Source organism: Pseudomonas sp. G.S.17 (assembly GCF_038096165.1).
Taxonomy (GTDB): Bacteria; Pseudomonadota; Gammaproteobacteria; order Pseudomonadales; family Pseudomonadaceae; genus Aquipseudomonas.
On sequence record NZ_CP151076.1, the window covers coordinates 5,601,026 to 5,624,729 of the forward strand.

Genomic DNA, 23,704 nt, shown 5'->3' on the forward strand with positions numbered 1-23,704 from the left:
GACAAGCCTAGGCCAGGCGTCACGCCACGCAAATCGGGGCGCAGGAGAGATTGGGGTAGGGATTGCCCTACAGGGATGGCGGGATTAGATATGTCATCAGAAGAAAGCGTCTATCGGACCGACGCGTTAGCGGACGCCATGCAATCCGTAGGACCGGCTTCAGCCGGGAGCAGGCCGTGACCTTTACTGGATCTGCGGCGCCAGAACAGCCGCCCTCCCGGCTAAAGCCGGTCCTACAGTATCCCCATCAATGAGGTCTGAGACATGTCGTTTTCAGACTCAGAGCAATTTGTGTTCCATGGCGTACTTGACCAGATCCGCCAGGGAGTTGAGGTTCATTTTCTGCATCAGCCGCGCCTTGTGGGTGCTGATGGTCTTGCTGCTCAGCGCCAGTTGCTGGGCGATGTCGTTGACGTTGGCGCCTTGGGCCAGACGCTCGAACACCGAAAACTCACGTTCGGACAGCAACGCATGCAGCGGGCGGTTATCGGTCAGGCCAACCTCGAACACCATCCGGTCGGCCAGATCCGGATCAATGTAACGCCCGCCCGCCGCCACCCGACGAATCGCCGTCAGCAACAACGCAGGATCGCTGTCTTTGGTGGCATAACCAGCGGCACCGACTTTCAGGGCGCGCGCGGCCATTTGCGCTTCGTCGTGCATCGACAACACCAGAATCGCTGGCGGATTGTTCAGCGCGCGAATTCTCGGGATCGCTTCCAGGCCGTTGACGCCGGGCATGGAGATGTCCAGCAGCACCACTTCGCATTCCACGTGGCGCAGGGTTTCCAGCAGTTGCTCGCCATTGCTGGCCTCGCCCACCACCAGCAAATCCTTGGCCAGGCCAATCAGCTGCTTGATGCCTTCGCGAACAATCGTGTGATCTTCAGCTACCAGTACACGAATCACTTTTCTCGCTCCTGCCCGACTTGATCCAGCGGAATGTATGCCCGCAAGGTTGTGCCTTCACCGGACTCGCTGTCCAGTTCCAATCGCCCACCGAGCATCAGCACGCGCTCGCGCATGCCCACCAGTCCGAATGAAACAGGCCTGCCCTGCTCCGGCACAAAACCACGGCCGTCGTCGGCGATGGTCATGCACATCAGGCCATCATCCAGCGTCAGGCTGACCTCCACGGTATGCGCCTGGGCGTGACGCATGACATTGGTCAGCGCCTCCTGAAGAATCCGGAACATGCCGATGGCGCGGGCGTCGCTCAACGCCGGAAGGTTATCCGGCACCTGAACCAGACACGGAATCTGCGTGCGCGTCTCGAAACGTCGCGCCTGCCATTCGATCGCCGAGGCAATGCCGGCATCCAGAATCGGCGGGCGCAGGGCGGTGGCCACGTCGCGCACCAGCTGGAATAACTGTGAGATCAGGCGCTTCATGCTGTTGAGGCGCTCACGCAAACCCGGATCAAGATCGGCGTAAGACAGCTCGCACATGGACGTTTCAAGCTTCAGCACCGTGAGCATCTGCCCCAATTCGTCGTGCACTTCCCGGGCGATGCGCGCCTTTTCTTCTTCGCGCACGCTTTCCAGGTGCGCCGACAATTCACGCAATTGCTCGTGATAGCCGCGCCGATCGGTAACGTCGGTGAGGAACACGACGAGGTATTCGGATTCCTGAAAGCGCAGGAAACTCAGGGACACATCAGCGGGCAAAATGCTGCCATCGGCGCGAACACAGTTGGTTTCGAAGGTCTGCGCCACGCCTTCGCTGGACCGCGCGCTACGCCACAGCCCGAGCCAGCGGTCCATGTGCAGGCTGGGTTCGAAGTCGATCAACGGCCGCTCAATCACACCACCCGCCGGATAACCCAACATCGCTTCGGCGGCCCGATTGGCGTAGCGCACGCGGCTGTCCCAGTTGACCCACAAGATGCCGACAGTGCTTTGATCAATGGAAAACTGCGCCAACCGCAACGCTTCTTCGCCCGCCGCACGGCGCGCGATGTCTTCGCGGGCGACCAGCACTTCGCGCTCCAGCGCCTGCTGTTGGCGACGCTGCCAGATGACGATGGCAAAACAGGCGAGCAGCAGCACCAGCAACAACAGACAGATGTTCTGCCAGAAACCGGGGGATTCGCTGGCTTTCACTGAATTGAGCGGCAACCAGCGCGCGTGGAGCTGATCCAGCTCCCGAGCAGGAATGGCCTGCAACGCAGCGCTGATGATCTCGGCCAGTTCCGGCGCATCCCGCCGCGAGGCAATGCGTAGCAGTTGTGGGAAACCGATGTCGCCGACGATGCTGAGCCCGGCAAACTCGGGCTCACGGGACAGTCGACTCAGTTGCGCTTCGTCCAACACCGCGTAGCGCGCCTGCTGACTCAAGAGCAATTGCAACGCCTGTCGCTCAAGCGGCACGCCTTGCAGGTTCAGGTGCGGATAATTGCCACGCAAGTAATCGGCCGTGACGCTGGGCATCCGCACCGCCACGCGGGTACGGCTGTCGAGTTTTTCCAGATCCACTACGCCGGTGCCGTCCCGTTCGCCGACCACCAGTTGCGACACGCGCATGTACGGATCGGAAAACAGCCAGGTCTTCAGCCCCGCCGGGGTTTGCGTCAGGCCGGGGACGATGTCCACAAGACCTTGCGCCAGCGCCTCTTCGAGGGCCGCCTGATCGGGAAAACTGCGCCACAGCAGCTCGACTTGCAGGCTCTTGCCCAGCAGGTTCATCAGGTCAACGTTGGCACCGGAAAGTTGCTGCTGGCGGCGGTCAAATTGCGCGTACGGCGCTTGCATGACCAGGCCGACCCGCAACTGGCCGCGCTGCTCAAGCCAGCTGCGCTGCTGCGGCGTCAGCACCGAAGGCGTGGGAACGGCTGGCGCAGACTGGGCGAGTCCAGCGCCGATCATCAAGAGCACGGCCAGACAGCCGATAACACCCGTGCGCAGCAGGCCAGTCATTTATGTGTTGTTCCTGTGTGCGATCTGAGACGCGTTGCCTGACAAATGCCGATCAACCTATTAGGCTGCGGAAATAGTTTCTGCTTTGGAATACTCAATGTCCTACACCTTTCGCGCAATGCTTCCTGCATTGTGGCTAGCGCTGATCTTACCCTGTGCGCCGTCTGCAAGCGCTGCTGATCCTGAACCGGGCAAAGAACCTGCTGCCGAGCCCGCCATCGAACGGCCTCCGCTGTTGCCACGCAGTCAGGAAGACTCGCTGGCCCTTGAAGGTCGTCTGCCGCAGGCCGATCAACAACAATTGCAGGCCGGGGACGAGACGTTTCTTGCACTGTGGAAGCCAGCCAACAGCGATGAGCCAAAAGGTGCAGTGATTATTGTGCCGGGGGCCGATGAATCGGCGGACTGGCCCGATACGGTTGGCCCGCTGCGTCGGCGTTTTCCGGATATCGGCTGGGCCAGCCTGAGCCTGACGCTGCCTGACGTTAAAACCGATTTCAGCCAGCCGCGAGAGGTCGAAGCGCCACCGGCTGAAGGCACCGACAAGCCCAAGGAAGCGCCCAAGAACGCCGCGCCTAAAGATGCTGCCGCTCTGGAAGCCGACAAAGCCGCTGCTGCCGAAAAAGAAGCCGCCGCCACTGCCGCGAGCGCCGCCGCAGCTGAAGAACAGGCCAAGGCCCAAGCCGAACAAATCTTCGCCCGCATCGAAAGCGCCATCAGTTTTGCCCAGCAGAACAAGGCACGCAGCATCGTGCTGCTCGGCCATGGCAGCGGCGCGTATTGGGCCGCACGCTTCTTGAACGAACGGCCTTCGCCACTGGTGCAGAAATTCGTCATGGTCACCGCCCACGAACCGCTTGATGCCAAGCCGCCACTTCTGGAGCTGATTCCGACCCTGAAAATGAAGACTTCGGACTTCGTCTACAAGGAACAGCTCCAGGCCCGCGACGCTGCAACCGCACGGCTGCAAGTCAGCAAAAGGACGAAGAACGCCGGGTTTACCCAAGTTGCGCTGACAGCCATTCCCGGCAATGAAGAAGCCGAACAGGAACAGATGTTTCGCCGGGTGCGAGGGTGGATTGAGGCGAAGTGATGATGCGCTGTTGTGGGAGCGAGCTTGCTTGCGAAGGCAAAATACGAGACTCAAAAAATACGTCGAATGTACCTGCCCCTTCGCGAGCAAGCTCGCTCCCACCGAGCTCGCACAAGGCTGCAGTTTTTTACCCGGTACTCACCGAAACCCGCGCCGTTCCTTGATCAAGGTATAAGCGCTGTGTAATTCCCGGGTGCGGTCGGTGGCGTCGCGGACCTGGATCTGGCTCGCGCCGGAACCGGCGATCTTGTCCGGATGGTTGCGACTGAGCAGACGCCGATAGGCGCGTTTGATTTGCGCAGGTTCAGAATCGGCTTTCACGCCCAATAACGTCAGAGCGTGCTGATAGTCATTGACCTTGCTGGTCAGCGGCTTTCTCTGGGTGTCATGTTCAGCGGCCAGCGCCTCGACTTTCGCTGCAGGCCAACCCAGCCATTTTCCCCACAGCACAATCAGCTCGCGCTCGTTGCGTGTGGCCCTGCCGTTGGCCCAGGCCATGCGCCAACAAGCACGCAGCAAACCTTCGGCGGCATGGGGTTGCGCCCGAAAGCGCCGCAGATAACCGCGCAGATGATCGCGACCATCCTTGCCCCGGTTGAACGCCGCAATAGCGCGGCGCTGCGCAGGCTCGCTCATGTCCAGCCGACGCATTTCCACGCGGGCCTGCTGGATATGTTGCTCGACGACACGGCCGTCGCGTTTGGCCAGTCGCCCCAGCAGCAGGAACAGCAGCTCATCGTCGCGGGGCACCTGCCGACCGCCCAATCGAGCGCGCAGTTCAGCCCAGCTTTGCAGGGCCAGACGTCGGTCGAGCGCCTGCCCCAGCAAAGCGCCGAGCATGGCGCCCGGAATGCTGGCGATCAGATAACCTGCGCCCGCTCCCAGCAATGTGCCCGGCCACAACATCAGCCGGCCACCGCAAGCAGTCGCTCGACTTCAGCCAGCCGCTCGTGAGTACCCACATCCACCCAACGCCCGCTGAAATGCTCGCCGGTGACCTGGCCCTGTGTCATGGCTTGACGCAACAACGGCGCCAGCTTGAACGCGCCCGCTTCGCAACCGGCAAACAGACGCGGGTGCAAAATGGCGATGCCGCTGTAGGTCAGCCGCGCGCTTGCCGAGTCGTCATCACGAACCTGCCCGTCGACCAGGGCAAAATCACCACTGGGGTTGTGAGCAGGGTTATCGATCAGCACCAGATGCGCGAGCCCGGCGATGGGCATGCGCAAACCGGCGAAGTCGTAGTCGGTCCAGATATCGCCATTGACCACCACAAAAGGCTTGTCGCCCAGCAACGGCAGGGCACGGAAGATGCCGCCGCCGGTTTCCAGCGGTTCACCTTCCGGGGAATAGCGAATGCTCAGGTTCAGGCGCTGCCCGTCACCCAGGTAATCCTCGATCTGCTGACCGAGCCACGCGTGGTTGATCACCACATCGTGAAACCCGGCGTGGTGCAGGGCGCGCAAATGGTATTCGATCAGAGGTACGCCGCCAGCGCGCACCAGGGGTTTTGGCGTGTGCAGGGTCAACGGGCGCAGCCGTTCGCCTTTCCCTGCAGCGAGAATCATCGCTTTCATTCCAGCCTCTTCAACACTTGCAATACCCTCTTGTTGTAATGGCCTTGGTACTAATGGCCTTCATACAGCGTGTGTCACCGGCTGCTTCAGGCTGGTCAGCAGTTGACCCAGCTCGGCCAGCTCGGGACGCCTGGACAACACCGCTTCTATATAAGCAAAGAATCGCGGGACGTCGGCCAGGTAGCGCGGCTTGCCGTCACGATGGCAGATGCGCGCGAAAATCCCGATCACCTTCAAATGCCGCTGCACGCCCATCAAGTCGCTGGCCCGCACAAACGCGGCGAAATCGTCCTGCACCGGGATGCCCAGGGCCTGCGCCTTGTCCCAGTAAAGCTTCAGCCAGCCTTGCACACGATCTTCGGGCCAGCTCAGGAATGCATCCTTGAACAGGCTCGTCACGTCGTAGGTCACCGGGCCGTACACCGCATCCTGGAAATCCAGCACGCCGGGATTGGGCTCGCTGAGCATCAGGTTGCGCGGCATATAGTCGCGATGAACCAATACTTTGGGCTGCTCAAGCGCACTGCTGATCAACAGGTCGCTGAATCGCTGCCACATGGCCTGCTGTTGCGGGTCAAACTCGATGCCCAGCTCCCGAGCGACATACCACTGCGGGAACAACTCCAGCTCGCGGCGCAGCAAGGCCACGTCATAGCTGGGCAACGGCGCATCCATCGGCAACTGCTGAAAAGCCAGCAGCGCATCAAGCGCGTCGGCAAACAAAGCGTCGGCGTTGTCTGCATCGAGCACGTCGAGCCAGGTTTTCTGACCCAGATCGTTGAGCAGCAAAAAGCCCTGCGTCAGGTCTTCGGCATAAATTTTCGGAACATTAATCCCTGATTTACTTAATAAACCTGCGATATCCACGAAGGGTTTGCAGTTTTCCTGGGGCGGCGGCGCATCCATCACAATAAAAGTTCGCTCGCCCCCCTGCCAACGGAAGTAACGGCGAAAACTCGCATCACTACTGGCCGCGGTCAACGTGGCCGGGGGAATCGCGCCCCAGCCTTGCGTTGCGAACAGCGCGGGAAGTTGCTCATCGAGCCAAGTTTCGAGGTGTTGCAGGCGTACATCTTGATCTGGCATTGCAAGGGTCTCCGACGGCGCTAGCCGTCAAGCGGGTCATGCTTTATTATCCGACATCTTTTTCAGCCCATCGAGAGGCGTGCGGCCCCCCCGCGGGCAGATGGCGCGCAGGAAGCCCGGATTAATAAGATGGCATTGAAATCCCCCGCGTTTCGTAAAAAATTTCCGTTGCTCGTAACCGGCAGTTTGCTGGCGATGCAACCTCTTGCCACTCAGTTCGCGGTCGCAGCGGAACAGTATGACTGTTCAGTGTCTGCTTCGGGCGCCTGGGATTGCGCGCCGAAAACCAACGCCCTCGAATTGCCTCCGCGCCCCGTGCATAGCACGACGTCGGTCAGTTCCAACGGCTCGGTCACTTCGGACAGTGGCTCCACCAGTGAACCTGCTGTCGCTACCACTAAGCTGGTAACCGAAGCCAAGGGCAAAGGTCTGAAGTCGCGTAGTGCAGACTACAGCCACCTTGATTGGGTTCCTCGCGAAAAACTGACTCCTGCGCAATTGGCCGAAACCGGTCCTTATTGCTCGGGCGCCTATGTCGAGCCGATCCGGCCTGGCATGGACGACAAGACCAAGATGAGCGAAGCGCCAATGTTCATCGGCGCCAAGGCTTCTCGCTACCAGCAGGAAGAGCAGATCGCCACGCTCGCCGGTGACGTTGTATTGCGTCAGGGCAGCATGCAGGTCCAGGCTCAGGAAGCGAGCCTTCATCAGACCGAAAACCGTGGCGAGCTGAACGGCGATGTCCGTTTGCGCGACAACGGTGCCTTGATCGTCGGCGACCACGCCGAACTGCAACTCGACACCGGCGAAGCCCAGGTCGACAACGCAGAGTACGTGCTGCACAAATCGAATATTCGCGGTAACGCTCTGTACGCCAAGCGTGCCGAGAACGCGATCATTCGTTTGAAGGACGGTACGTACACCACGTGCGAACCGGGCAGCAACGCGTGGACGCTCAAAGGCAACAACATCACGCTGAACCCGGCTACCGGTTTCGGCACCGCGACCAACGTCACTCTTCGGGTCAAGGACATACCGGTACTCTACACGCCGTATATCTACTTCCCGATCGACGACCGTCGCCAGTCAGGCTTCCTGCCGCCAACCATCGGCACCGGCAGCGATACCGGCCTCATGCTGGTTACGCCTTACTACTTCAACCTGGCACCGAACTACGATGCCACGCTCTATCCTCGTTACATGGCCAAGCGTGGCCTGTTGATGGAAGGCGAATTCCGTTACCTGACCAAAAGCAGCGAAGGTCAGTTCGGCGGCGCTTACCTGAACGATGATGAAGACGAACGTCGTCGTCAGACCGATTACGAAAAAACCCGCTGGATGATCAACTGGCAGCACAAAGGTGGCCTGGACTCGCGCTGGTTGACTCAGGTCGACTACACCGACGTCAGCGATCCTTATTACTTCCAGGATCTGAAAACCGATCAGATCGGCGTTGAAAACCGCGACTACATCAACCAGCAGGGTTCCCTGACCTACCGTGGTGACACCTACACGGCAGCCGTCAACGCCCAGGCCTACAAGCTGGCAACCGTCGCCAACATCACCCCGTACAACCGCCTGCCGCAGATCACCTTCAACGGTGCACTGCCTTACAATCCGGGCGGCCTGCACTTCGATTACCAGACCGAACTGGTGCGCTTTGACCGCGACCTGGAAACCGGCAACTACGTTGACCAGGACGGTGTTGCAAGCCCTCGTCTGGACACCAACGTTGTCGGCCTGGCGCGTGCAAACGGCGACCGCCTGAACCTGGCACCATCGGTAAGCTTGCCGATGAACTGGACCTACGGCTTCCTGACGCCGAAGTTGAAATACGTCTACACCCAGTACCAACTGGATCTGGACGGTCGCGGCAAGCAAACCCTGCTCGCCGACGAAGAATTCAACAGCAGCGAAAACCGCGCCGTACCGATCTTCAGCGTCGACAGCGGCCTGTACTTCGACCGCAATACGCAGTGGTTCGGCAAGAACTATCGCCAGACTCTCGAACCGCGCCTGTTCTATCTCTATGTTCCCGAGAAAGACCAGAGCGACATCCCGATCTTCGACACGGCTGAAACGACGTTCAACTACGCGTCGCTGTTCCGTGACAACCGTTTCGTCGGCTCCGACCGTATCGGCGACGAAAACAAGTTGTCCCTGGGCATCACCAACCGCTGGATCGAAGACAACGGCTTCGAACGTCAACGCTTCAGCATCGGTCAGGCGTTGTACTTCGCTGATCGCAAGGTTCAATTGCCGGGCATCGAGTTCAAGGACCGTGACGACGCACAAGCGAACGTCTCGCCGTATGCACTCGAATACGAATACCGCTTCAACCGCGACTGGCGTGTCAATTCGGACTTCAACTGGGATCCGGACAGCCACAGCACTCGCTCCGGCAGCGCAATGTTCCACTACCAGCCTGAAGACAACCCGAACAAGGTCGTCAACCTCGGCTACCGCTACCGCAATGACCTGGTGCGTTACGACCAGACCACCGGCAAGTGGAGCGTGGGTGGTGGCGATTACGGCACCCCGGGCAGCCCGAACTACGTCAAGGATTACTACAAGATCCAGCAGCATGACTTCTCGGTCATCTGGCCAATCGTTCCGCAGTGGAACGCCATCAGCCGCTGGCAGTACGATTACAACCGCGACCGCACGCTGGAGGCCTTCGGTGGCTTCGAGTATGACAACTGCTGCTGGAAACTGCGCTTGATCAGCCGCTACTGGGTCGACTACGACGAGTTCAGCCAGGACGCTCCTCAGAACGAGAAAGGCGACCACGGCGTATTCCTACAAATTGTGTTGAAGGGACTTGGTGGCGTTACCGGCGCCAAAGTAGAGAGTTTCCTCGACAAAGGCATTCAAGGTTATCGTGAACGTGAAGACCAAGCTTTCTGATTGTCTGCGCCCGCTGCTGCTGGGCGCGTTACTCCTGGGGACTGCAGCGCATGCTGCGGTCCAGCCGCTGGACAGCGTGGTGGCCATTGTCGATAACGACGTGATCATGAAGAGCCAGATGGACCAACGTGTCCGTGAGGTTCAACAGACCATTGCCAAACGCGGTTCGGGCGTTCCACCTGCAGAAGCGCTGCAACCGCAGGTTCTGGATCGTCTGATCCTGGAAAACCTGCAGTTGCAGATCGGCGAGCGCTCCGGCATCCGGATCACCGACGAAGAGCTGAACCAGGCCATAGGCACCATTGCCCAGCGTAACAACATGACCGTGGACCAGTTCCGCGCCGCGTTGTCCCACGATGGACTGTCCTTCGACGATGCTCGCGATCAGGTTCGTCGCGAAATGATCATCAGCCGGGTACGTCAGCGCCGGGTTGCCGAGCGCATCCAGGTCTCCGAGCAGGAAGTGAAGAACTTCCTCGCTTCCGGCCAGGGCAAGGCTCAGCTGTCGGAAGAATTCCACCTCGCCAACATCCTGATCGCCACCCCGGACAGCGCTTCCTCGGACCAGATCCAGACCGCTGCCCGCAAGGCTCAAGACCTCTACGGCAAGCTTAAGCAAGGCGCTGACTTCGGTCAGATGGCAATTGCCAACTCCGCCAGCGAAAGCGCACTGGAAGGCGGCGACATGGGCTGGCGTAAAGCCGCTCAACTGCCACCGCCGTTTGGTGACATGCTCGGGACCATGCCGATTGGCGACGTAACGCCTCCAGCTCGGACGCCAGGTGGTTTCATCATTCTCAAGTTGCTGGAAAAACGCGGCGGTGAAGGCCAGGCTCAAATGCGCGATGAAGTGCATGTGCGTCATATCCTGATCAAGCCAAGCGAGATCCGCAGCGAAGAAGAAACCAAGCGTCTGGCGCAGAAAATCTACGACCGCATCCAGAATGGCGATGACTTCGGCGAGCTGGCGAAGAGCTTCTCTGAAGATCCGGGTTCGGCACTCAACGGCGGCGATCTGAACTGGGTTGATCCTAACTCGCTGGTTCCGGAATTCCGTCAGGTGATGAACGACACGCCGCAAGGCACGTTGTCCAAGCCGTTCAAGACCGCTTATGGCTGGCACGTACTGGAAGTCCTTGGCCGCCGCGCCACTGACAGCACCAACCAGGCCCGTGATCAGCAAGCCCTGACCGTGTTGCGTAACCGCAAATACGATGAAGAGCTGCAAACCTGGCTGCGTCAGATCCGCGACGAAGCCTACGTTGAAATCAAGCTCCCTGGCGCCGCCCAGGCTGCGCAGTGAAACCAAAGCGTTTCGCCCTGACACCCGGCGAGCCGGCCGGCATTGGTCCTGACCTTTGCCTGCTGCTCGCCACGCAGCCTCAGCCACATCCCCTGATTGCCATTACCAGCCGCGACTTGCTCACCGAGCGGGCCGCGCAACTGGGCGTGGCCGTCAAGCTGATTGCTGTCACGCCCGATGCCTTTCCTGATGAGCCTTCGCCAGTCGGTAGCCTCTACGTCTGGGACACGCCATTGCGCGGACCTGTCGTTGCGGGCCAGCTGAACACCGCCAACGGCCCGTTCGTCGTGGAAACCCTGACGCGCGCCGGGCAAGGCTGCATCGACGGCGATTTCGTCGGCATGATTACCGCGCCTGTTCATAAAGGCGTGATCAATGACAGCGGCATCCCGTTTTCAGGCCACACCGAGTTCCTCGCCGAACTGACTCACACCGAACAGGTGGTGATGCTGCTGGCGACCGGCGACTTGCGTGTCGCACTGGTCACCACGCACCTGCCTTTGCGTGATGTTGCCGATGCGATCACTGCCGAGCGACTGGAGCGCGTAACCCGCATCCTGCACGCCGATCTGGTCAACAAGTTCGGCATCGCGCGTCCACGCATCCTGGTGTGTGGGCTGAACCCGCATGCCGGCGAAGGCGGACATCTGGGCCGCGAAGAAATCGACATCATTGAACCTACTCTGGAGCGTCTGCGCAGCGAGGGCCTGGACTTGCGTGGCCCGCTACCCGCCGACACTCTGTTTACCCCAAAATATCTGGAGCACTGCGACGCAGTGCTGGCGATGTACCACGACCAGGGCTTGCCCGTGCTGAAATACAAAGGTTTCGGCGCCGCAGTCAACGTGACCCTCGGTCTGCCGATCATTCGTACTTCTGTCGACCACGGCACCGCGCTGGATCTGGCGGGCAGTGGCAAAATCGACACCGGCAGCCTGCGAGTCGCCCTGGAAACCGCCTATCAGATGGCCGAGACCCATTCATGACCGAGCAATTCCAACACAAGGCGCGCAAACGCTTTGGGCAAAACTTCCTGCACGACGCTGGCGTGATCGACAAAATCCTGCGCGCCATTCGTGCCAAGCCGGAAGACCGCCTGCTGGAAATCGGGCCGGGCCAGGGTGCCCTGACCGAAGGCCTGCTCAACAGTAATGCGCAACTGGATGTGGTTGAGCTGGACAAGGACTTGATCCCGATCCTGGTTCACCAGTTCGGCAACAAGCCGAACTTCAACCTGCATCAGGGCGATGCGCTGAAGTTCGACTTCACCAGCCTCAACGCGCCAGCCAACAGCCTGCGCGTGGTGGGTAACCTGCCCTACAACATCTCCACGCCGCTGATTTTTCATCTGCTGCAAAACGCCAACCTGATCCGCGACATGCACTTCATGTTGCAGAAAGAAGTGGTGCAGCGTCTCGCGGCAGGCCCCGGCGGCGGCGACTATGGTCGCTTGTCGATCATGGTTCAGTACCACTGCCGCGTGGAACACCTATTCAACGTCGGCCCAGGCGCGTTCAATCCGCCGCCGAAAGTCGACTCCGCGATTGTTCGTCTGGTCCCGCACGAAACCCTGCCGCATCCAGCCAAGGATCACCGCCTGCTCGAACGCGTCGTCCGCGAAGCCTTCAATCAGCGGCGCAAGACCTTGCGCAACACGCTCAAGTTGCTGCTTACCAGCGACGACATTGCCGCCGCTGGCGTGGACGGCAGCCTGCGTCCGGAGCAACTGGACCTGGCTGCGTTCGTACGCCTGGCGGACAAACTCAGCGAGAAGCCGGTCGAGGCCTGATGCACGCCGGACGTGTGGGCGATAGTCTATCCCGCCCACATGTCCTAGACTGACTTCGCCGAATGTCCGGTTTTTATTCGCATTTGCTTTCAAGGCCTACTGCATGTCTGATTCCCGTTACCAGGTCGACGTCAGCGTCGTCACGCGTTTCCTCGCAGAACAGTCGCAACCCGATCAGAACCGTTTTGCGTTCGCCTATACCGTGACAGTGCATAACAGCGGCGAGTTGCCGGCCAAGCTTCTGTCCCGTCATTGGGTGATCACTGACGGTGATGGCCATGTCGAGGAAGTGCGCGGCGACGGCGTCGTCGGTCAGCAACCCTTGATCGATGCTGGCCAAAGCCACACCTACAGCAGTGGCACAGTGATGACCACCAAGGTCGGCAACATGCAGGGTACTTACCAGATGCTCGCCGAAGACGGCAAACGCTTCGACGCCGTGATTGCGCCGTTCCGCCTGGCTGTGCCGGGGGCTCTGCACTGATGACGGTATATGCCGTTGGCGACCTGCAAGGTTGCCTTGAACCGCTGCAATGCCTGCTGAACCATGTGCAATTTGATCCGGCCAAAGATCGCCTCTGGCTGGTGGGTGATCTGGTCAACCGCGGCCCGCAATCCCTCGAGACCTTGCGGTTCCTGTACAACATCCGCGAGTCCCTGGTCTGTGTGCTGGGCAATCACGACCTGCATCTGCTGGCGGTCTCACGCAAGATCGAGCGCCTGAAGAAGGGCGACACCCTGCGCGAGATTCTCGACGCGCCGGATCGCGATGTCCTGTTGGCGTGGCTGCGCCAGCAAAAGATGATGCATTACGATGCCGAGCGTAACGTCGCGATGGTGCATGCGGGCATCCCGCCGCAATGGACGCTGAAGAAAGCGCTCAAGCACGCGGCCGAAGTCGAAACCGCTCTGCATGACGATCTGCTTTACGAGCCGTTCCTCGACGGCATGTACGGCAACGAGCCCAACAAATGGGACAGCGCGCTGCAGGGCGTGACGCGCTTGCGCGTGATCACCAACTACTTCACTCGTATGCGGTTTTGCACCAGCGAAGGCAAGCTCGACCTCAAAGGCAAGGAAGGCGCAGAAACCGCCCTGCCCGGCTACGCCCCATGGTTCAGCCACAAGGAACGCAAGACCCGCGACGTGAAGATCATCTTCGGTCACTGGGCTGCGCTGGAAGGTCGCTGCAACGAGCCCGGCGTGTTTGCGCTGGACACCGGTTGCGTCTGGGGGGCAGCCCTGACGCTGCTCAATGTCGATACGCTGCAAAGGCATCATTGCGATTGCGACGCCCAGGGCAACGCAGAATCCGGTTCCGCCAGGACCATTACCCAAAGTCCTGTCATCCCGGCCGGACGCTAGAATCAATACACCCACAAACAGGAGCCAGACATGACCGAGTTCAAACGCATTCCTCCCGAACAGGCTCAAGCCTTGCGCGAACAAGGCGCTGTGCTTGTGGATGTACGCGACCCGCAGACATTCGCCAGCAATCACATTCCGAATTCGCTGCACCTGGATAATCACTCCATCTCGGACTTCATCCGCGAAGCCGATCTGGACAAACCCCTGGTCGTTGTCTGCTATCACGGTAATTCCAGCCAGAGCGCTGCGGCCTACCTTGTGAGCCAGGGTTTCTCGGAGGTGTACAGCCTGGACGGCGGATTCGAGCTATGGCGCAGCACCTTCCCAAGTGAAACAGCCCAAGGCTGAGCGAAATATTTTTTATTACAGCTGATCCCGCGTCCTGCGCGGGTTGGCGGGCCAACTGACGAACGGTTGGCCTGACTTATTGTTCATCCCTTCTTTATCTTTCCGATTCCGAACTATCCTTAGCCTCAGGCCATCCGTAATCAGGGGAGAGCCGGTACACCGGCGCGTGGGTCATCGGTAGCTACTTTTATGGTGTTCTGGGGGGTAAACGGCAACTGGATTCACAGCTGCTGCCAGCATCGACTGACGATCCGCCGCCGGCTCTACGTATCGAGCGAGGTGACGTCATGAGTATTTTTAGCCACTTCCAACAACGCTTTGAATCGACACGCCAGGAGGAGCTCTCCTTACAGGAGTATTTAGAGCTCTGTAAGCAGGATCGCAGCGCATACGCGTCTGCGGCAGAACGCCTCTTGCTGGCCATTGGCGAACCGGAGCTGGTCGACACGTCGGTCAATTCCCGGTTATCGAGAATCTTCTCCAACAAGGTGATCCGTCGCTATCCTGCCTTTGCCGACTTCCACGGGATGGAAGAGTGCATCGATCAGATTGTGTCGTATTTCCGCCATGCCGCTCAGGGCCTGGAAGAGAAGAAACAAATCCTGTATCTGCTCGGCCCGGTAGGTGGCGGCAAGTCATCTCTGGCTGAAAAACTCAAACAACTGATCGAAAAGGTGCCGTTCTACGCCATCAAGGGCTCGCCGGTTTTCGAGTCGCCGCTGGGGCTGTTCAATGCCACCGAAGACGGAGCGATTCTCGAGGAAGACTTCGGTATTCCCCGACGCTACCTGAGCACCATCATGTCGCCCTGGGCGACCAAGCGTCTGGCTGAGTTCGGGGGCGACATCAGCCAGTTCAAAGTCGTAAAACTCTATCCATCCATCCTCAATCAAATCGCCGTCGCCAAAACCGAACCAGGTGACGAGAACAACCAGGACATTTCTGCGCTGGTCGGCAAGGTCGATATCCGCAAGCTGGAAGAATTCCCGCAAAACGATGCCGACGCCTACAGCTACTCGGGCGCACTCTGCCGGGCCAACCAGGGCTTGATGGAATTCGTCGAAATGTTCAAGGCGCCGATCAAGGTGCTGCACCCACTGCTCACCGCTACCCAGGAAGGTAACTACAACAGTACCGAAGGCCTGGGCGCGATTCCGTTCACCGGCATCTTGCTGGCCCACTCCAACGAATCGGAATGGCACAGCTTCCGCAACAACAAGAACAACGAAGCCTTCATCGACCGTATCTATATCGTGAAGGTGCCGTACTGCCTGCGCGTAAGCGACGAAATCAAAATCTACGACAAGTTGCTGTTCAACAGCTCGTTGGCCAAGGCGCATTGCGCACCCGACACCCTGAAAATGCTTGCGCAGTTCACCACGCTGTCGCGCCTCAAGGAGCCGGAAAACTCCAACATCTACTCCAAGATGCGTGTGTACGACGGCGAGAACCTCAAGGACACCGATCCAAAGGCCAAGTCGATCCAGGAATACCGCGACAACGCTGGCGTCGATGAGGGCATGAACGGTCTTTCCACGCGCTTCGCGTTCAAGATCCTCTCCAAGGTGTTCAACTTCGATCCGCACGAGATTGCCGCCAACCCGGTGCACTTGCTGTACGTACTCGAACAGCAGATCGAGCAGGAACAATTCCAGGCCGAAACCCGCGAGCGCTACCTGCGCTTTATCAAGGAATACCTGGCGCCGCGCTACATTGAGTTCATCGGCAAGGAAATCCAGACGGCCTACCTTGAGTCCTACAGCGAGTACGGCCAGAACATCTTCGACCGCTATGTGCTTTACGCAGACTTCTGGATTCAGGATCAGGAATACCGCGATCCGGAAACCGGAGAAATCCTCAACCGCGTGGCATTGAACGAAGAACTGGAAAAAATCGAAAAACCGGCCGGGATCAGCAATCCGAAGGATTTCCGCAACGAGATCGTCAACTTCGTATTGCGCGCCCGAGCCAACAACAATGGCAAAAATCCAACCTGGCTCAGCTACGAGAAGCTGCGTGTGGTGATCGAGAAGAAAATGTTCTCCAACACCGAGGACTTGCTGCCGGTCATCAGCTTCAACGCCAAAGCCAGCAAAGAGGATCAACAGAAACACAACGACTTCGTTACCAGAATGGTCGAGCGGGGCTACACCGACAAACAGGTACGGCTTCTTTCCGAATGGTACCTACGGGTCCGGAAGTCGCAGTGAAGCAGCTGCAAGCTTCTAGCTACAGGCTGCAAGGGAAAAGCGGTTGAGTCCCGGACTCGGGAGTTGACGGCGCATTCGCTTGCAGCTTGAGGCTTACGACTTGAAGCTCCCCGGAGGGGCCTATGAGCTATGTGATCGACCGACGTCTCAATGGCAAGAACAAGAGCACGGTGAACCGCCAGCGGTTTTTGCGGCGCTACCGTGACCACATCAAAAAAGCAGTTGAAGAGGCCGTCAGCCGGCGCTCCATCACCGACATGGAGCACGGCGAACAAATCAGCATTCCGGGTCGCGACATTGACGAACCGGTGCTTCATCATGGCCGTGGCGGCAAGCAGACGGTGGTCCATCCCGGCAACAAAGAATTCACCACTGGCGAACACATTGCCCGCCCACAAGGTGGCGGTGGCGGCAAAGGCCCGGGCAAGGCGAGCAATTCCGGCGAAGGCATGGATGAGTTCGTATTCCAGATCACTCAGGAAGAGTTTCTGGAATTCATGTTCGAAGACCTCGAACTGCCCAATCTGGTCAAACGCAATCTGACCGGTACCGACACCTACAAGACAGTCCGCGCCGGTATCAGCAACGAGGGCAATCCCTCGCGCATCAACATCATCCGCACCTTGCGCTCGGCCCATGCGCGACGCATCGCGCTGTCCGGCAGCAGCCGTGGCAAGCTCAAGGAAGCAATCAGCGAACTTGAGCGCATGAAGCGCGAAGAACCGGATAATTTCGGCGACATTCAAGAGCTGGAAGTAGAAATCGAGCGGCTGCGGGCGCGAATCAAACGGGTGCCCTATCTGGACACCTTCGACCTCAAATACAACCTGCTGGTCAAACAGCCCAACCCAAGCTCCAAGGCTGTGATGTTCTGCCTGATGGACGTCTCCGGTTCCATGACCCAGGCGACCAAGGACATCGCCAAGCGCTTCTTCATCCTGCTGTATCTATTCCTGAAACGAAATTACGACAAGATTGAAGTAGTGTTCATCCGCCACCACACCAGCGCCCGGGAAGTCGACGAAGAAGAGTTCTTCTATTCGCGGGAGACCGGCGGCACCATCGTTTCCAGCGCATTGAAACTGATGCAGGAGATCATGGCTGAACGCTACCCAACCAACGAATGGAATATCTACGCCGCCCAGGCTTCAGATGGCGACAACTGGAACGACGATTCGCCGATCTGCCGCGAAATCCTGATCAAGCAAATCATGCCGTTCGTGCAGTACTACACTTACGTGGAAATTACCCCACGGGAACATCAGGCCTTGTGGTTCGAATACGAGCGCATCGGCGAAGCCTTTGCCGATACGTTTGCCCAGCAGCAGCTGGTCTCTGCCGGTGATATCTATCCGGTATTCCGTGAACTCTTCCAGCGCAGGTTAGTGACATGACCGCTAGAGAGCAGAAGCGCCAACCCCTCTCCACGGGTTCAGAGTGGACGTTCGAACTCATCCAGGCCTATGACCGCGAGATCAGCCGTATTGCGGACCGCTACGCCCTGGATACCTACCCCAACCAGATTGAAGTCATCACGGCTGAACAGATGATGGACGCCTATGCCTCGGTGGGGATGCCATTGGGCTATCACCACTGGTCCTACGGCAAGCACTTCCTCAGCACGGAAAAATCCTACTCACGTGGCCAGATGGGGCTGGCCTATGAAATCGTCATCAACTCCGATCCGTGCATCGCGTATCTGATGGAAGAAAATACCATCTGCATGCAAGCCCTGGTCGTCGCTCATGCCTGCTATGGCCACAACAGCTTCTTCAAAGGCAATTACCTGTTTCGCACCTGGACCGACGCCAGTTCGATCATCGATTACCTGGTGTTCGCCAAGCAGTACATCATGCAATGCGAAGAGCGCCACGGCATCGACGCCGTCGAGGACCTGCTCGATTCCTGCCATGCCCTGATGAATTATGGCGTCGACCGTTACAAGCGCCCTTATCCGATCTCGGCCGAAGAAGAACGTCGTCGCCAGAAGGATCGCGAAGAACACCTGCAGAAACAGATCAACGATCTGTGGCGCACCATTCCGAAAAGCGCGGACAAATACAGCAAGGAGGACAACGCACGCTTCCCTGCCGAGCCGCAGGAAAACATTCTGTACTTCATCGAAAAACACGCGCCATTGCTGGAGCCCTGGCAGCGTGAGGTCGTGCGAATAGTGCGCAAGATCGCGCAGTATTTCTATCCGCAGCGCCAAACCCAGGTGATGAACGAAGGCTGGGCAACGTTCTGGCATTACACCCTGATGAATGACCTGTATGACGAAGGCCTGGTGACTGACGGCTTCATGATGGAGTTTCTGACGTCCCACACCAGCGTTGTCTTTCAACCCGGCTTCGACAGTCCGTACTACAGCGGGATCAATCCTTATACCCTCGGTTTTGCGATGTATCGCGACATTCGACGGATCTGCGAAGAGCCTACTGACGAAGATCGCCACTGGTTCCCCGACATTGCCGGCACCGATTGGCTGACTGCGGTGAAGTTCGCCATGAGCAGCTTCAAGGACGAGAGCTTCATCCTGCAATACCTGTCGCCCAAGGTCATCCGTGACCTGAAGCTGTTCAGCATCATGGATGACGACCAGAAAGACGATCTGCTGGTGCCTGCGATTCATGACGAACCCGGCTACCGGATTATCCGGGAAACCCTGGCAGCCCAGTACAACCTGGGCAATCGCGAACCCAACATCCAGATTTACAGCATTGATCGCCGTGGCGACCGGTCACTGACACTGCGCCACCAGCAACACGACCGCAAACCATTGGGCGACTCGACTGACGAGGTACTCAAACATCTGCATAGGCTATGGGGCTTCGATATTCATCTGGAAACCGTGCAAGGCGACCAGATCGTGAAGACTCATCACGTGCCCCCCCGGGGTGAGCACGACAGTGAATATCCCCGGCTTGATTTGGCGGTAGTTCACCTCTAGGAGCCAGATCCGCCAGCGTGCGTTTCTGAACGCTGGCTGATATTGATTCGGTTTTACCTCCGCGAGGGCGACGCAAGGTTTATCCTGTCGCGCTTACGGAGGTTTTTTATGCAGATTTATAAAGTTGGCGGTGCCGTTCGCGATCGCCTGCTGGGGAAACCCGTTACCGATGTCGATTGGGTCGTGGTTGGCGCGACCACTGAAGAAATGCTGATCAAGGGTTATCGCCCGGTGGGCACCGACTTCCCGGTGTTTCTACACCCGCTGACCGGTGAGGAATACGCCCTCGCCCGCACCGAACGCAAAAGCGGACGCGGCTATGGCGGCTTTGTTTTTCATGCCAGCCCGGAAGTCACCCTCGAAGAAGACTTGATCCGCCGCGACCTGACGATCAACGCCATTGCCGAAGACAAAGACGGCAACCTGACCGATCCTTATGGCGGCCTACACGACCTCGAAGGGCGCATTTTACGTCACGTATCCCCGGCGTTCGCCGAAGATCCGCTGCGTGTACTGCGCGTCGCACGCTTCGCCGCGCGCTATGCACCCGACGGTTTCAGCATCGCCCCAGAGACGCTGGAATTGATGCGTCAGCTCAGCGCATCGGGCGAACTTGAAGCACTGACGCCCGAACGCAGCTGGAAAGAAATCTCCCGCGCACTCATGGAAAGCCAGCCTCAGGTGTTCATCGAAGTGCTGCGTGAATGCGGCGCGCTGAAAGAGCTGCTGCCGGAAATCGACGCGCTGTTCGGCGTTCCGCAGCCTGAGGCCCACCACCCGGAAATCGACACCGGCGTGCATGTCCTCAGCGTTCTGCAACAAGCCGCCAGACACCAACAACCGCTGAGCGTCCGCTGGGCGTGCCTGCTGCACGACGTCGGCAAAGGCCTGACACCGGAAGCTGACTGGCCACGGCATATCGCCCATGAACACACCGGCCTGCGCCTGATCAAGGATATGAACACGCGCTTTCGAGTACCCAGGGAATGTCAGGAACTGGCCTTGCTGGTCGGGCAATATCACACCCATGGCCACCGCGCCCTTGAACTGAAACCCTCGACCTTGCTGGACCTGCTGCACAGTTTCGACGTCTATCGCCGACCACAGCGCTTCGAAGATTTCATCGTGGCCTGCGAGATGGATGCGCGGGGACGTCACGGCTTCGAAGAGCGCAGCTACCCACAAGCCGATTACCTGCGCGGTGCGGCCCAGGCGGCACGCGCTGTTTCGGTACAACCATTACTGGAGAAAGGCCTGAAGGGCCAGGAACTGGGCGAAGCGCTCAAGGTAGAGCGACTGGATGCGCTGAAGATTTACAAGGCGGAGTACAACAGCTGAGCGGGTTCCGAATTTGTGGGAGCAAGCTTGCTTGCGAAGGCAGTATTTCAGACCCTGAAATTTGCCGTATGAGTCGACCTCTTCGCGAGCAAGCTCGCTCCCACAAAGGTCAGTCTATTGGCCGCGAGCCAGCCTGCAACAACCCTTCCGGCGTCAGCTGCGCGCCCCGCCATGCGAACGCCACCGGCCACAATTCTTGCTCGATCTGCGCATCTGCCCACAGCTTCGCGAACGGAATGCCTACACCAGGATGCGAACGATCCGCGGCAATCAGCGACAAGGGCCACAGCACGAAAGCATTCTTCAGAATCTCGGCCCGAGGCAGGATCAAACCGTCGAAGTTACCGACCTGATCGCCGTACAGCAACACGTCGATATCCAGCGGCAAACCCTTGCGTTCCGGGGCGTAGCGGCCGTTGTCGGCTTCGATGAATTTCAGGCGGCGGTCCAGTTCCATCAAGGGCAGATCGGTCAGGCCGGTCACCACCAGATTGAAAAACGGGCCGCTTTTGATGCCCACCGGCAGGCTCTCGAAAACCGGCGAACAGGTGATTTCGCTGACGAATCCGTCCAGTGCCTCGAGCCCCGCAACCAGGTGCTTTTCGCGCTCGATATTACTGCCGAGACCTAGGTAAATCCGGGTTAGCGACATCCGCGCTCGATCTCCACGCCCACACCAGAAGCTGCCGCAACGGCGCCGGGCTTGGTCAGCTTAAGGTGCAACCAAGGGATATTGAATTCGCTCATCAGCACTTCGGCCAGGCGCTCGGCAAAGGTCTCGACCAGCTGGAACTGCGCCTGCTCGGCAAATGCCTGAATGCGTGTCGAGACGCTGGCGTAGTCGAGCGCCTTGCTCAGATCATCGCCGGCAGCAGCGGGCCGGTTGTCCCAGCCGAAGCTGAGGTCCAGACGCAGGCACTGGCGAATGCCGCGCTCCCAGTCATAGGCGCCGATCACCGTGTCAACTTCCAGACCTTCGATGAAAACTCTGTCCAAGCACTTACTCTCCACTGCACGACAAGGGCGCGATGCGCCGTTAGAATCAGGGCTTCCTCGCCCGGAATGGTTAGCATGTTTTGGTTACTGGCGATCTTCGCCTACCTGCTTGGCTCACTGTCCTTCGCCATATTGCTCAGCCGCCTCACTGGCAGCCCGGACCCGCGTGCCAGTGGTTCCGGCAACGCCGGCGCCACCAACATGTTGCGCCTGGCCGGCAAGAAGCTTGCGATCCTCACCTTGATCGGCGACTTGTGCAAAGGCCTGATCCCGGTACTCATCGCCGGACTTTGCGGCATGAATCCCCGGGAACAAGCCTGGATCGGACTCTGTGCCGTGCTCGGCCACCTCTTCCCACTGTACTTCCGCTTTCGCGGCGGCAAAGGCGTCGCCACGGCAGCCGGCATGCTGCTGGGTCTGTATGCCCCGGCGGCGGCCCTGGCGATCAGCGCCTGGGCGCTGGTGTTCTACATGACCCGCACCAGCTCGCTGGCTGCGTTGATTGCGACGCCGCTGACCCTGCCACTGCTGGCCTGGAAAGAACCACTGGCGCTGCTGCCCATGAGCGTGCTGACGCTACTGATCGTCTGGCGCCACCGAGGCAATCTACGCGACCTGTTCGCAGGGCGCGAACGGCATTTTTGAATGCGCCCGGTGAATCCCGCTCAGGTTGGCAAAGTGCGGCCTACAGCCCGGACAACTGCTCCATTGGCCAGCGCGCTTGCACCGTAATACTCAAATCTTCCTTCTGCCCGGCCTGTAAACGCTGGCAACCGGCAAAGGCAATCATCGCGCCGTTGTCGGTACAGAATTCAGGACGCGCATAAAACACATTGCCGTGCAGATCACCGAGCATTTTTTCCAGTGAGGTGCGCAGCGCCTTGTTCGCGCTGACGCCGCCAGCGATCACCAAGCGTTTCATCCCGGCCTGCTTGAGGGCTCGCTTGCACTTGATGGTCAAAGTCTCCACCACCGCCGTCTGGAAGGCCAGCGAGATGTCGCAACGGGTTTGCTCGTTGTCGTCCCCAGCGCTTTGGCACTGCTGCCAGGTATTCAGAGCGGAGGTTTTCAAGCCGCTGAAGCTAAAATCCAGACCCGGCCGATCAGTCATGGGCCTGGGGAAGACGAAACGTCCCGCCACACCCTTGGTAGCCAATGCGGCGATCTCCGGACCACCGGGATATTGCATGCCCATCATCTTGGCCGTCTTGTCGAATGCCTCGCCTGCGGCGTCGTCCAGAGTGTCGCCCAGCAACTGATACAGGCCGATGCCATCAACACGAACCAGCTGCGTATGACCACCGGAAACCAACAAAGCGACGAACGGGAACTCGGGCGGCTGTTCTTCGAGCATCGGCGCCAGCAAATGGCCTTCCATGTGATGCACGCCCAGCGCCGGAATGTCCCAGGCAAACGCCAGCGCCTGCGCACAGGACGCGCCGACCAGCAACGCGCCTACAAGGCCCGGCCCTGCTGTGTATGCGATGGCGTCGATATCTTCGGCGACCGCATCGGCGTCAGCCAGGACCTGACGAATCAGGGGCAGCATGCGCTTGACGTGATCACGCGAAGCCAGCTCTGGCACCACGCCACCGTAGGCGCGGTGCAAGTCGATCTGACTGAATAATGCATCGGAAAGCAGGCCGCGCTCACTGTCGTAGAGCGCGACGCCGGTTTCGTCGCAAGAAGTTTCTAATCCCAGTACTAGCATGGGTTTGCGCCTTGTAGAGGCTGAATTCGAAGGCGCGCATAATAGTCGTCACCCAAGCCCCCGACCAGCGGTTTTCGATCAGAGGCTTTGCATTCCTCTCAATGAGGGGTTAA

21 protein-coding genes are annotated in these 23,704 nt (G+C 59.1%); 13 read left to right on the forward strand and 8 right to left on the reverse strand.

Translation table 11 applies throughout. The features are described from left to right. Positions 1 to 279: 279 nt before the first annotated feature. Complete coding sequence (locus tag AABC73_RS26090) at positions 280 to 909, reverse strand: response regulator transcription factor (protein WP_065833347.1); 630 nt, start codon at positions 907 to 909, stop codon at positions 280 to 282. Beyond that, the gene (locus AABC73_RS26095) at positions 906 to 2,915 is read right to left on the reverse strand and encodes a transporter substrate-binding domain-containing protein (RefSeq protein ID WP_341521515.1); all 2,010 of its coding nucleotides are present in this window, start codon (positions 2,913 to 2,915) and stop codon (positions 906 to 908) included. The genes AABC73_RS26090 and AABC73_RS26095 overlap by 4 nt, the downstream gene beginning before the upstream one ends. A gap of 97 nt (positions 2,916 to 3,012) precedes the next feature. Between AABC73_RS26095 and AABC73_RS26100 the strand changes: the two genes are divergently transcribed. Further along, entirely contained in the window at positions 3,013 to 4,008 is a 996-nt protein-coding gene (locus tag AABC73_RS26100) for an alpha/beta hydrolase family protein (protein WP_341521516.1), read from the forward strand. 138 nt (positions 4,009 to 4,146) lie between these two features. Here the strand turns inward: AABC73_RS26100 and AABC73_RS26105 are convergent, their stop codons facing one another. The 3 genes from AABC73_RS26105 to AABC73_RS26115 are packed head-to-tail and all read right to left on the reverse strand — an operon-like array spanning position 4,147 to position 6,671. Continuing rightward, positions 4,147 to 4,914 (reverse strand): TerB family tellurite resistance protein, encoded by a 768-nt coding sequence (locus AABC73_RS26105; protein ID WP_341521517.1) that lies wholly within the window; start codon positions 4,912 to 4,914, stop codon positions 4,147 to 4,149. Then, positions 4,914 to 5,585, reverse strand: a complete 672-nt coding sequence (gene murU / locus AABC73_RS26110) for an N-acetylmuramate alpha-1-phosphate uridylyltransferase MurU (RefSeq protein WP_341521518.1) — start codon at positions 5,583 to 5,585, stop codon at positions 4,914 to 4,916. Before murU ends, AABC73_RS26105 begins: the two co-directional genes overlap by 1 nt. 60 nt (positions 5,586 to 5,645) lie before the next feature. Further along, entirely contained in the window at positions 5,646 to 6,671 is a 1,026-nt protein-coding gene (locus tag AABC73_RS26115) for a phosphotransferase (protein WP_341521519.1), read from the reverse strand. 129 nt (positions 6,672 to 6,800) lie between these two features. Here AABC73_RS26115 and AABC73_RS26120 point away from each other — a divergent pair, with 129 nt between their 5' ends. From AABC73_RS26120 to AABC73_RS26170, 11 genes are all read left to right on the forward strand, one after another. Then, positions 6,801 to 9,578, forward strand: a complete 2,778-nt coding sequence (locus AABC73_RS26120) for an LPS-assembly protein LptD (protein ID WP_341521520.1) — start codon at positions 6,801 to 6,803, stop codon at positions 9,576 to 9,578. Then, entirely contained in the window at positions 9,559 to 10,881 is a 1,323-nt protein-coding gene (locus tag AABC73_RS26125; RefSeq protein ID WP_341521521.1) for a peptidylprolyl isomerase, read from the forward strand. The genes AABC73_RS26120 and AABC73_RS26125 overlap by 20 nt, the downstream gene beginning before the upstream one ends. Then, complete coding sequence (pdxA, locus tag AABC73_RS26130) at positions 10,878 to 11,867, forward strand: 4-hydroxythreonine-4-phosphate dehydrogenase PdxA (protein WP_341521522.1); 990 nt, start codon at positions 10,878 to 10,880, stop codon at positions 11,865 to 11,867. Before AABC73_RS26125 ends, pdxA begins: the two co-directional genes overlap by 4 nt. Further along, complete coding sequence (rsmA, locus tag AABC73_RS26135; RefSeq protein WP_331151291.1) at positions 11,864 to 12,670, forward strand: 16S rRNA (adenine(1518)-N(6)/adenine(1519)-N(6))-dimethyltransferase RsmA; 807 nt, start codon at positions 11,864 to 11,866, stop codon at positions 12,668 to 12,670. Before pdxA ends, rsmA begins: the two co-directional genes overlap by 4 nt. A gap of 103 nt (positions 12,671 to 12,773) precedes the next feature. Then, entirely contained in the window at positions 12,774 to 13,154 is a 381-nt protein-coding gene (gene apaG, locus AABC73_RS26140) for a Co2+/Mg2+ efflux protein ApaG (RefSeq protein WP_020290915.1), read from the forward strand. Continuing rightward, positions 13,154 to 14,035: a symmetrical bis(5'-nucleosyl)-tetraphosphatase gene (locus AABC73_RS26145; RefSeq protein ID WP_341521523.1), complete on the forward strand. Its 882-nt coding sequence runs from the start codon at positions 13,154 to 13,156 to the stop codon at positions 14,033 to 14,035. Before apaG ends, AABC73_RS26145 begins: the two co-directional genes overlap by 1 nt. A gap of 30 nt (positions 14,036 to 14,065) precedes the next feature. Then, positions 14,066 to 14,386 carry a thiosulfate sulfurtransferase GlpE gene (gene glpE, locus AABC73_RS26150; RefSeq protein ID WP_341521524.1) on the forward strand — a complete coding sequence of 107 codons (321 nt, stop codon included), beginning with the start codon at positions 14,066 to 14,068 and terminating at the stop codon, positions 14,384 to 14,386. Positions 14,387 to 14,673: 287 nt separating this feature from the next. After that, complete coding sequence (locus AABC73_RS26155) at positions 14,674 to 16,596, forward strand: PrkA family serine protein kinase (protein ID WP_020290912.1); 1,923 nt, start codon at positions 14,674 to 14,676, stop codon at positions 16,594 to 16,596. A 122-nt stretch (positions 16,597 to 16,718) separates the two neighbouring features. Further along, the gene (locus AABC73_RS26160) at positions 16,719 to 17,990 is read left to right on the forward strand and encodes a YeaH/YhbH family protein (RefSeq protein ID WP_331151926.1); all 1,272 of its coding nucleotides are present in this window, start codon (positions 16,719 to 16,721) and stop codon (positions 17,988 to 17,990) included. Beyond that, entirely contained in the window at positions 17,987 to 19,546 is a 1,560-nt protein-coding gene (locus tag AABC73_RS26165) for a SpoVR family protein (RefSeq protein ID WP_341521525.1), read from the forward strand. The genes AABC73_RS26160 and AABC73_RS26165 overlap by 4 nt, the downstream gene beginning before the upstream one ends. Before the next feature lie 108 nt (positions 19,547 to 19,654). Further along, positions 19,655 to 20,884 carry a multifunctional CCA addition/repair protein gene (locus AABC73_RS26170; protein WP_341521526.1) on the forward strand — a complete coding sequence of 410 codons (1,230 nt, stop codon included), beginning with the start codon at positions 19,655 to 19,657 and terminating at the stop codon, positions 20,882 to 20,884. A 109-nt stretch (positions 20,885 to 20,993) separates the two neighbouring features. Here the strand turns inward: AABC73_RS26170 and folK are convergent, their stop codons facing one another. Then, on the reverse strand, positions 20,994 to 21,536 hold the full coding sequence (gene folK / locus AABC73_RS26175) for a 2-amino-4-hydroxy-6-hydroxymethyldihydropteridine diphosphokinase (protein WP_341521527.1): 543 nt from the start codon (positions 21,534 to 21,536) through the stop codon (positions 20,994 to 20,996). Then, positions 21,527 to 21,880, reverse strand: a complete 354-nt coding sequence (gene folB / locus AABC73_RS26180) for a dihydroneopterin aldolase (protein WP_020290907.1) — start codon at positions 21,878 to 21,880, stop codon at positions 21,527 to 21,529. Before folB ends, folK begins: the two co-directional genes overlap by 10 nt. A 75-nt stretch (positions 21,881 to 21,955) precedes the next feature. Between folB and plsY the strand changes: the two genes are divergently transcribed. Next, entirely contained in the window at positions 21,956 to 22,525 is a 570-nt protein-coding gene (gene plsY, locus AABC73_RS26185; protein WP_065831476.1) for a glycerol-3-phosphate 1-O-acyltransferase PlsY, read from the forward strand. A 40-nt stretch (positions 22,526 to 22,565) separates the two neighbouring features. Here the strand turns inward: plsY and tsaD are convergent, their stop codons facing one another. Next, positions 22,566 to 23,591, reverse strand: a complete 1,026-nt coding sequence (gene tsaD, locus AABC73_RS26190; protein ID WP_331151931.1) for a tRNA (adenosine(37)-N6)-threonylcarbamoyltransferase complex transferase subunit TsaD — start codon at positions 23,589 to 23,591, stop codon at positions 22,566 to 22,568. Positions 23,592 to 23,704 lie beyond the last annotated feature (113 nt).

Bases quoted from the DNA above. Each gene is read 5' to 3' on its own strand.
- plsY (WP_065831476.1), top strand. From the start codon at position 21,956: ATGTTTTGGTTACTGGCGATCTTCGCCTACCTGCTTGGCTCACTGTCC.
- AABC73_RS26120 (WP_341521520.1), top strand. From the start codon at position 6,801: ATGGCATTGAAATCCCCCGCGTTTCGTAAAAAATTTCCGTTGCTCGTA.
- rsmA (WP_331151291.1), top strand. From the start codon at position 11,864: ATGACCGAGCAATTCCAACACAAGGCGCGCAAACGCTTTGGGCAAAAC.
- apaG (WP_020290915.1), top strand. From the start codon at position 12,774: ATGTCTGATTCCCGTTACCAGGTCGACGTCAGCGTCGTCACGCGTTTC.
- tsaD (WP_331151931.1), bottom strand. From the start codon at position 23,591: ATGCTAGTACTGGGATTAGAAACTTCTTGCGACGAAACCGGCGTCGCG.
- murU (WP_341521518.1), bottom strand. From the start codon at position 5,585: ATGAAAGCGATGATTCTCGCTGCAGGGAAAGGCGAACGGCTGCGCCCG.
- folK (WP_341521527.1), bottom strand. From the start codon at position 21,536: ATGTCGCTAACCCGGATTTACCTAGGTCTCGGCAGTAATATCGAGCGC.
- AABC73_RS26095 (WP_341521515.1), bottom strand. From the start codon at position 2,915: ATGACTGGCCTGCTGCGCACGGGTGTTATCGGCTGTCTGGCCGTGCTC.
- AABC73_RS26155 (WP_020290912.1), top strand. From the start codon at position 14,674: ATGAGTATTTTTAGCCACTTCCAACAACGCTTTGAATCGACACGCCAG.
- AABC73_RS26115 (WP_341521519.1), bottom strand. From the start codon at position 6,671: ATGCCAGATCAAGATGTACGCCTGCAACACCTCGAAACTTGGCTCGAT.
- AABC73_RS26145 (WP_341521523.1), top strand. From the start codon at position 13,154: ATGACGGTATATGCCGTTGGCGACCTGCAAGGTTGCCTTGAACCGCTG.
- AABC73_RS26165 (WP_341521525.1), top strand. From the start codon at position 17,987: ATGACCGCTAGAGAGCAGAAGCGCCAACCCCTCTCCACGGGTTCAGAG.
- AABC73_RS26100 (WP_341521516.1), top strand. From the start codon at position 3,013: ATGTCCTACACCTTTCGCGCAATGCTTCCTGCATTGTGGCTAGCGCTG.
- AABC73_RS26105 (WP_341521517.1), bottom strand. From the start codon at position 4,914: ATGTTGTGGCCGGGCACATTGCTGGGAGCGGGCGCAGGTTATCTGATC.
- AABC73_RS26170 (WP_341521526.1), top strand. From the start codon at position 19,655: ATGCAGATTTATAAAGTTGGCGGTGCCGTTCGCGATCGCCTGCTGGGG.
- AABC73_RS26160 (WP_331151926.1), top strand. From the start codon at position 16,719: ATGAGCTATGTGATCGACCGACGTCTCAATGGCAAGAACAAGAGCACG.
- glpE (WP_341521524.1), top strand. From the start codon at position 14,066: ATGACCGAGTTCAAACGCATTCCTCCCGAACAGGCTCAAGCCTTGCGC.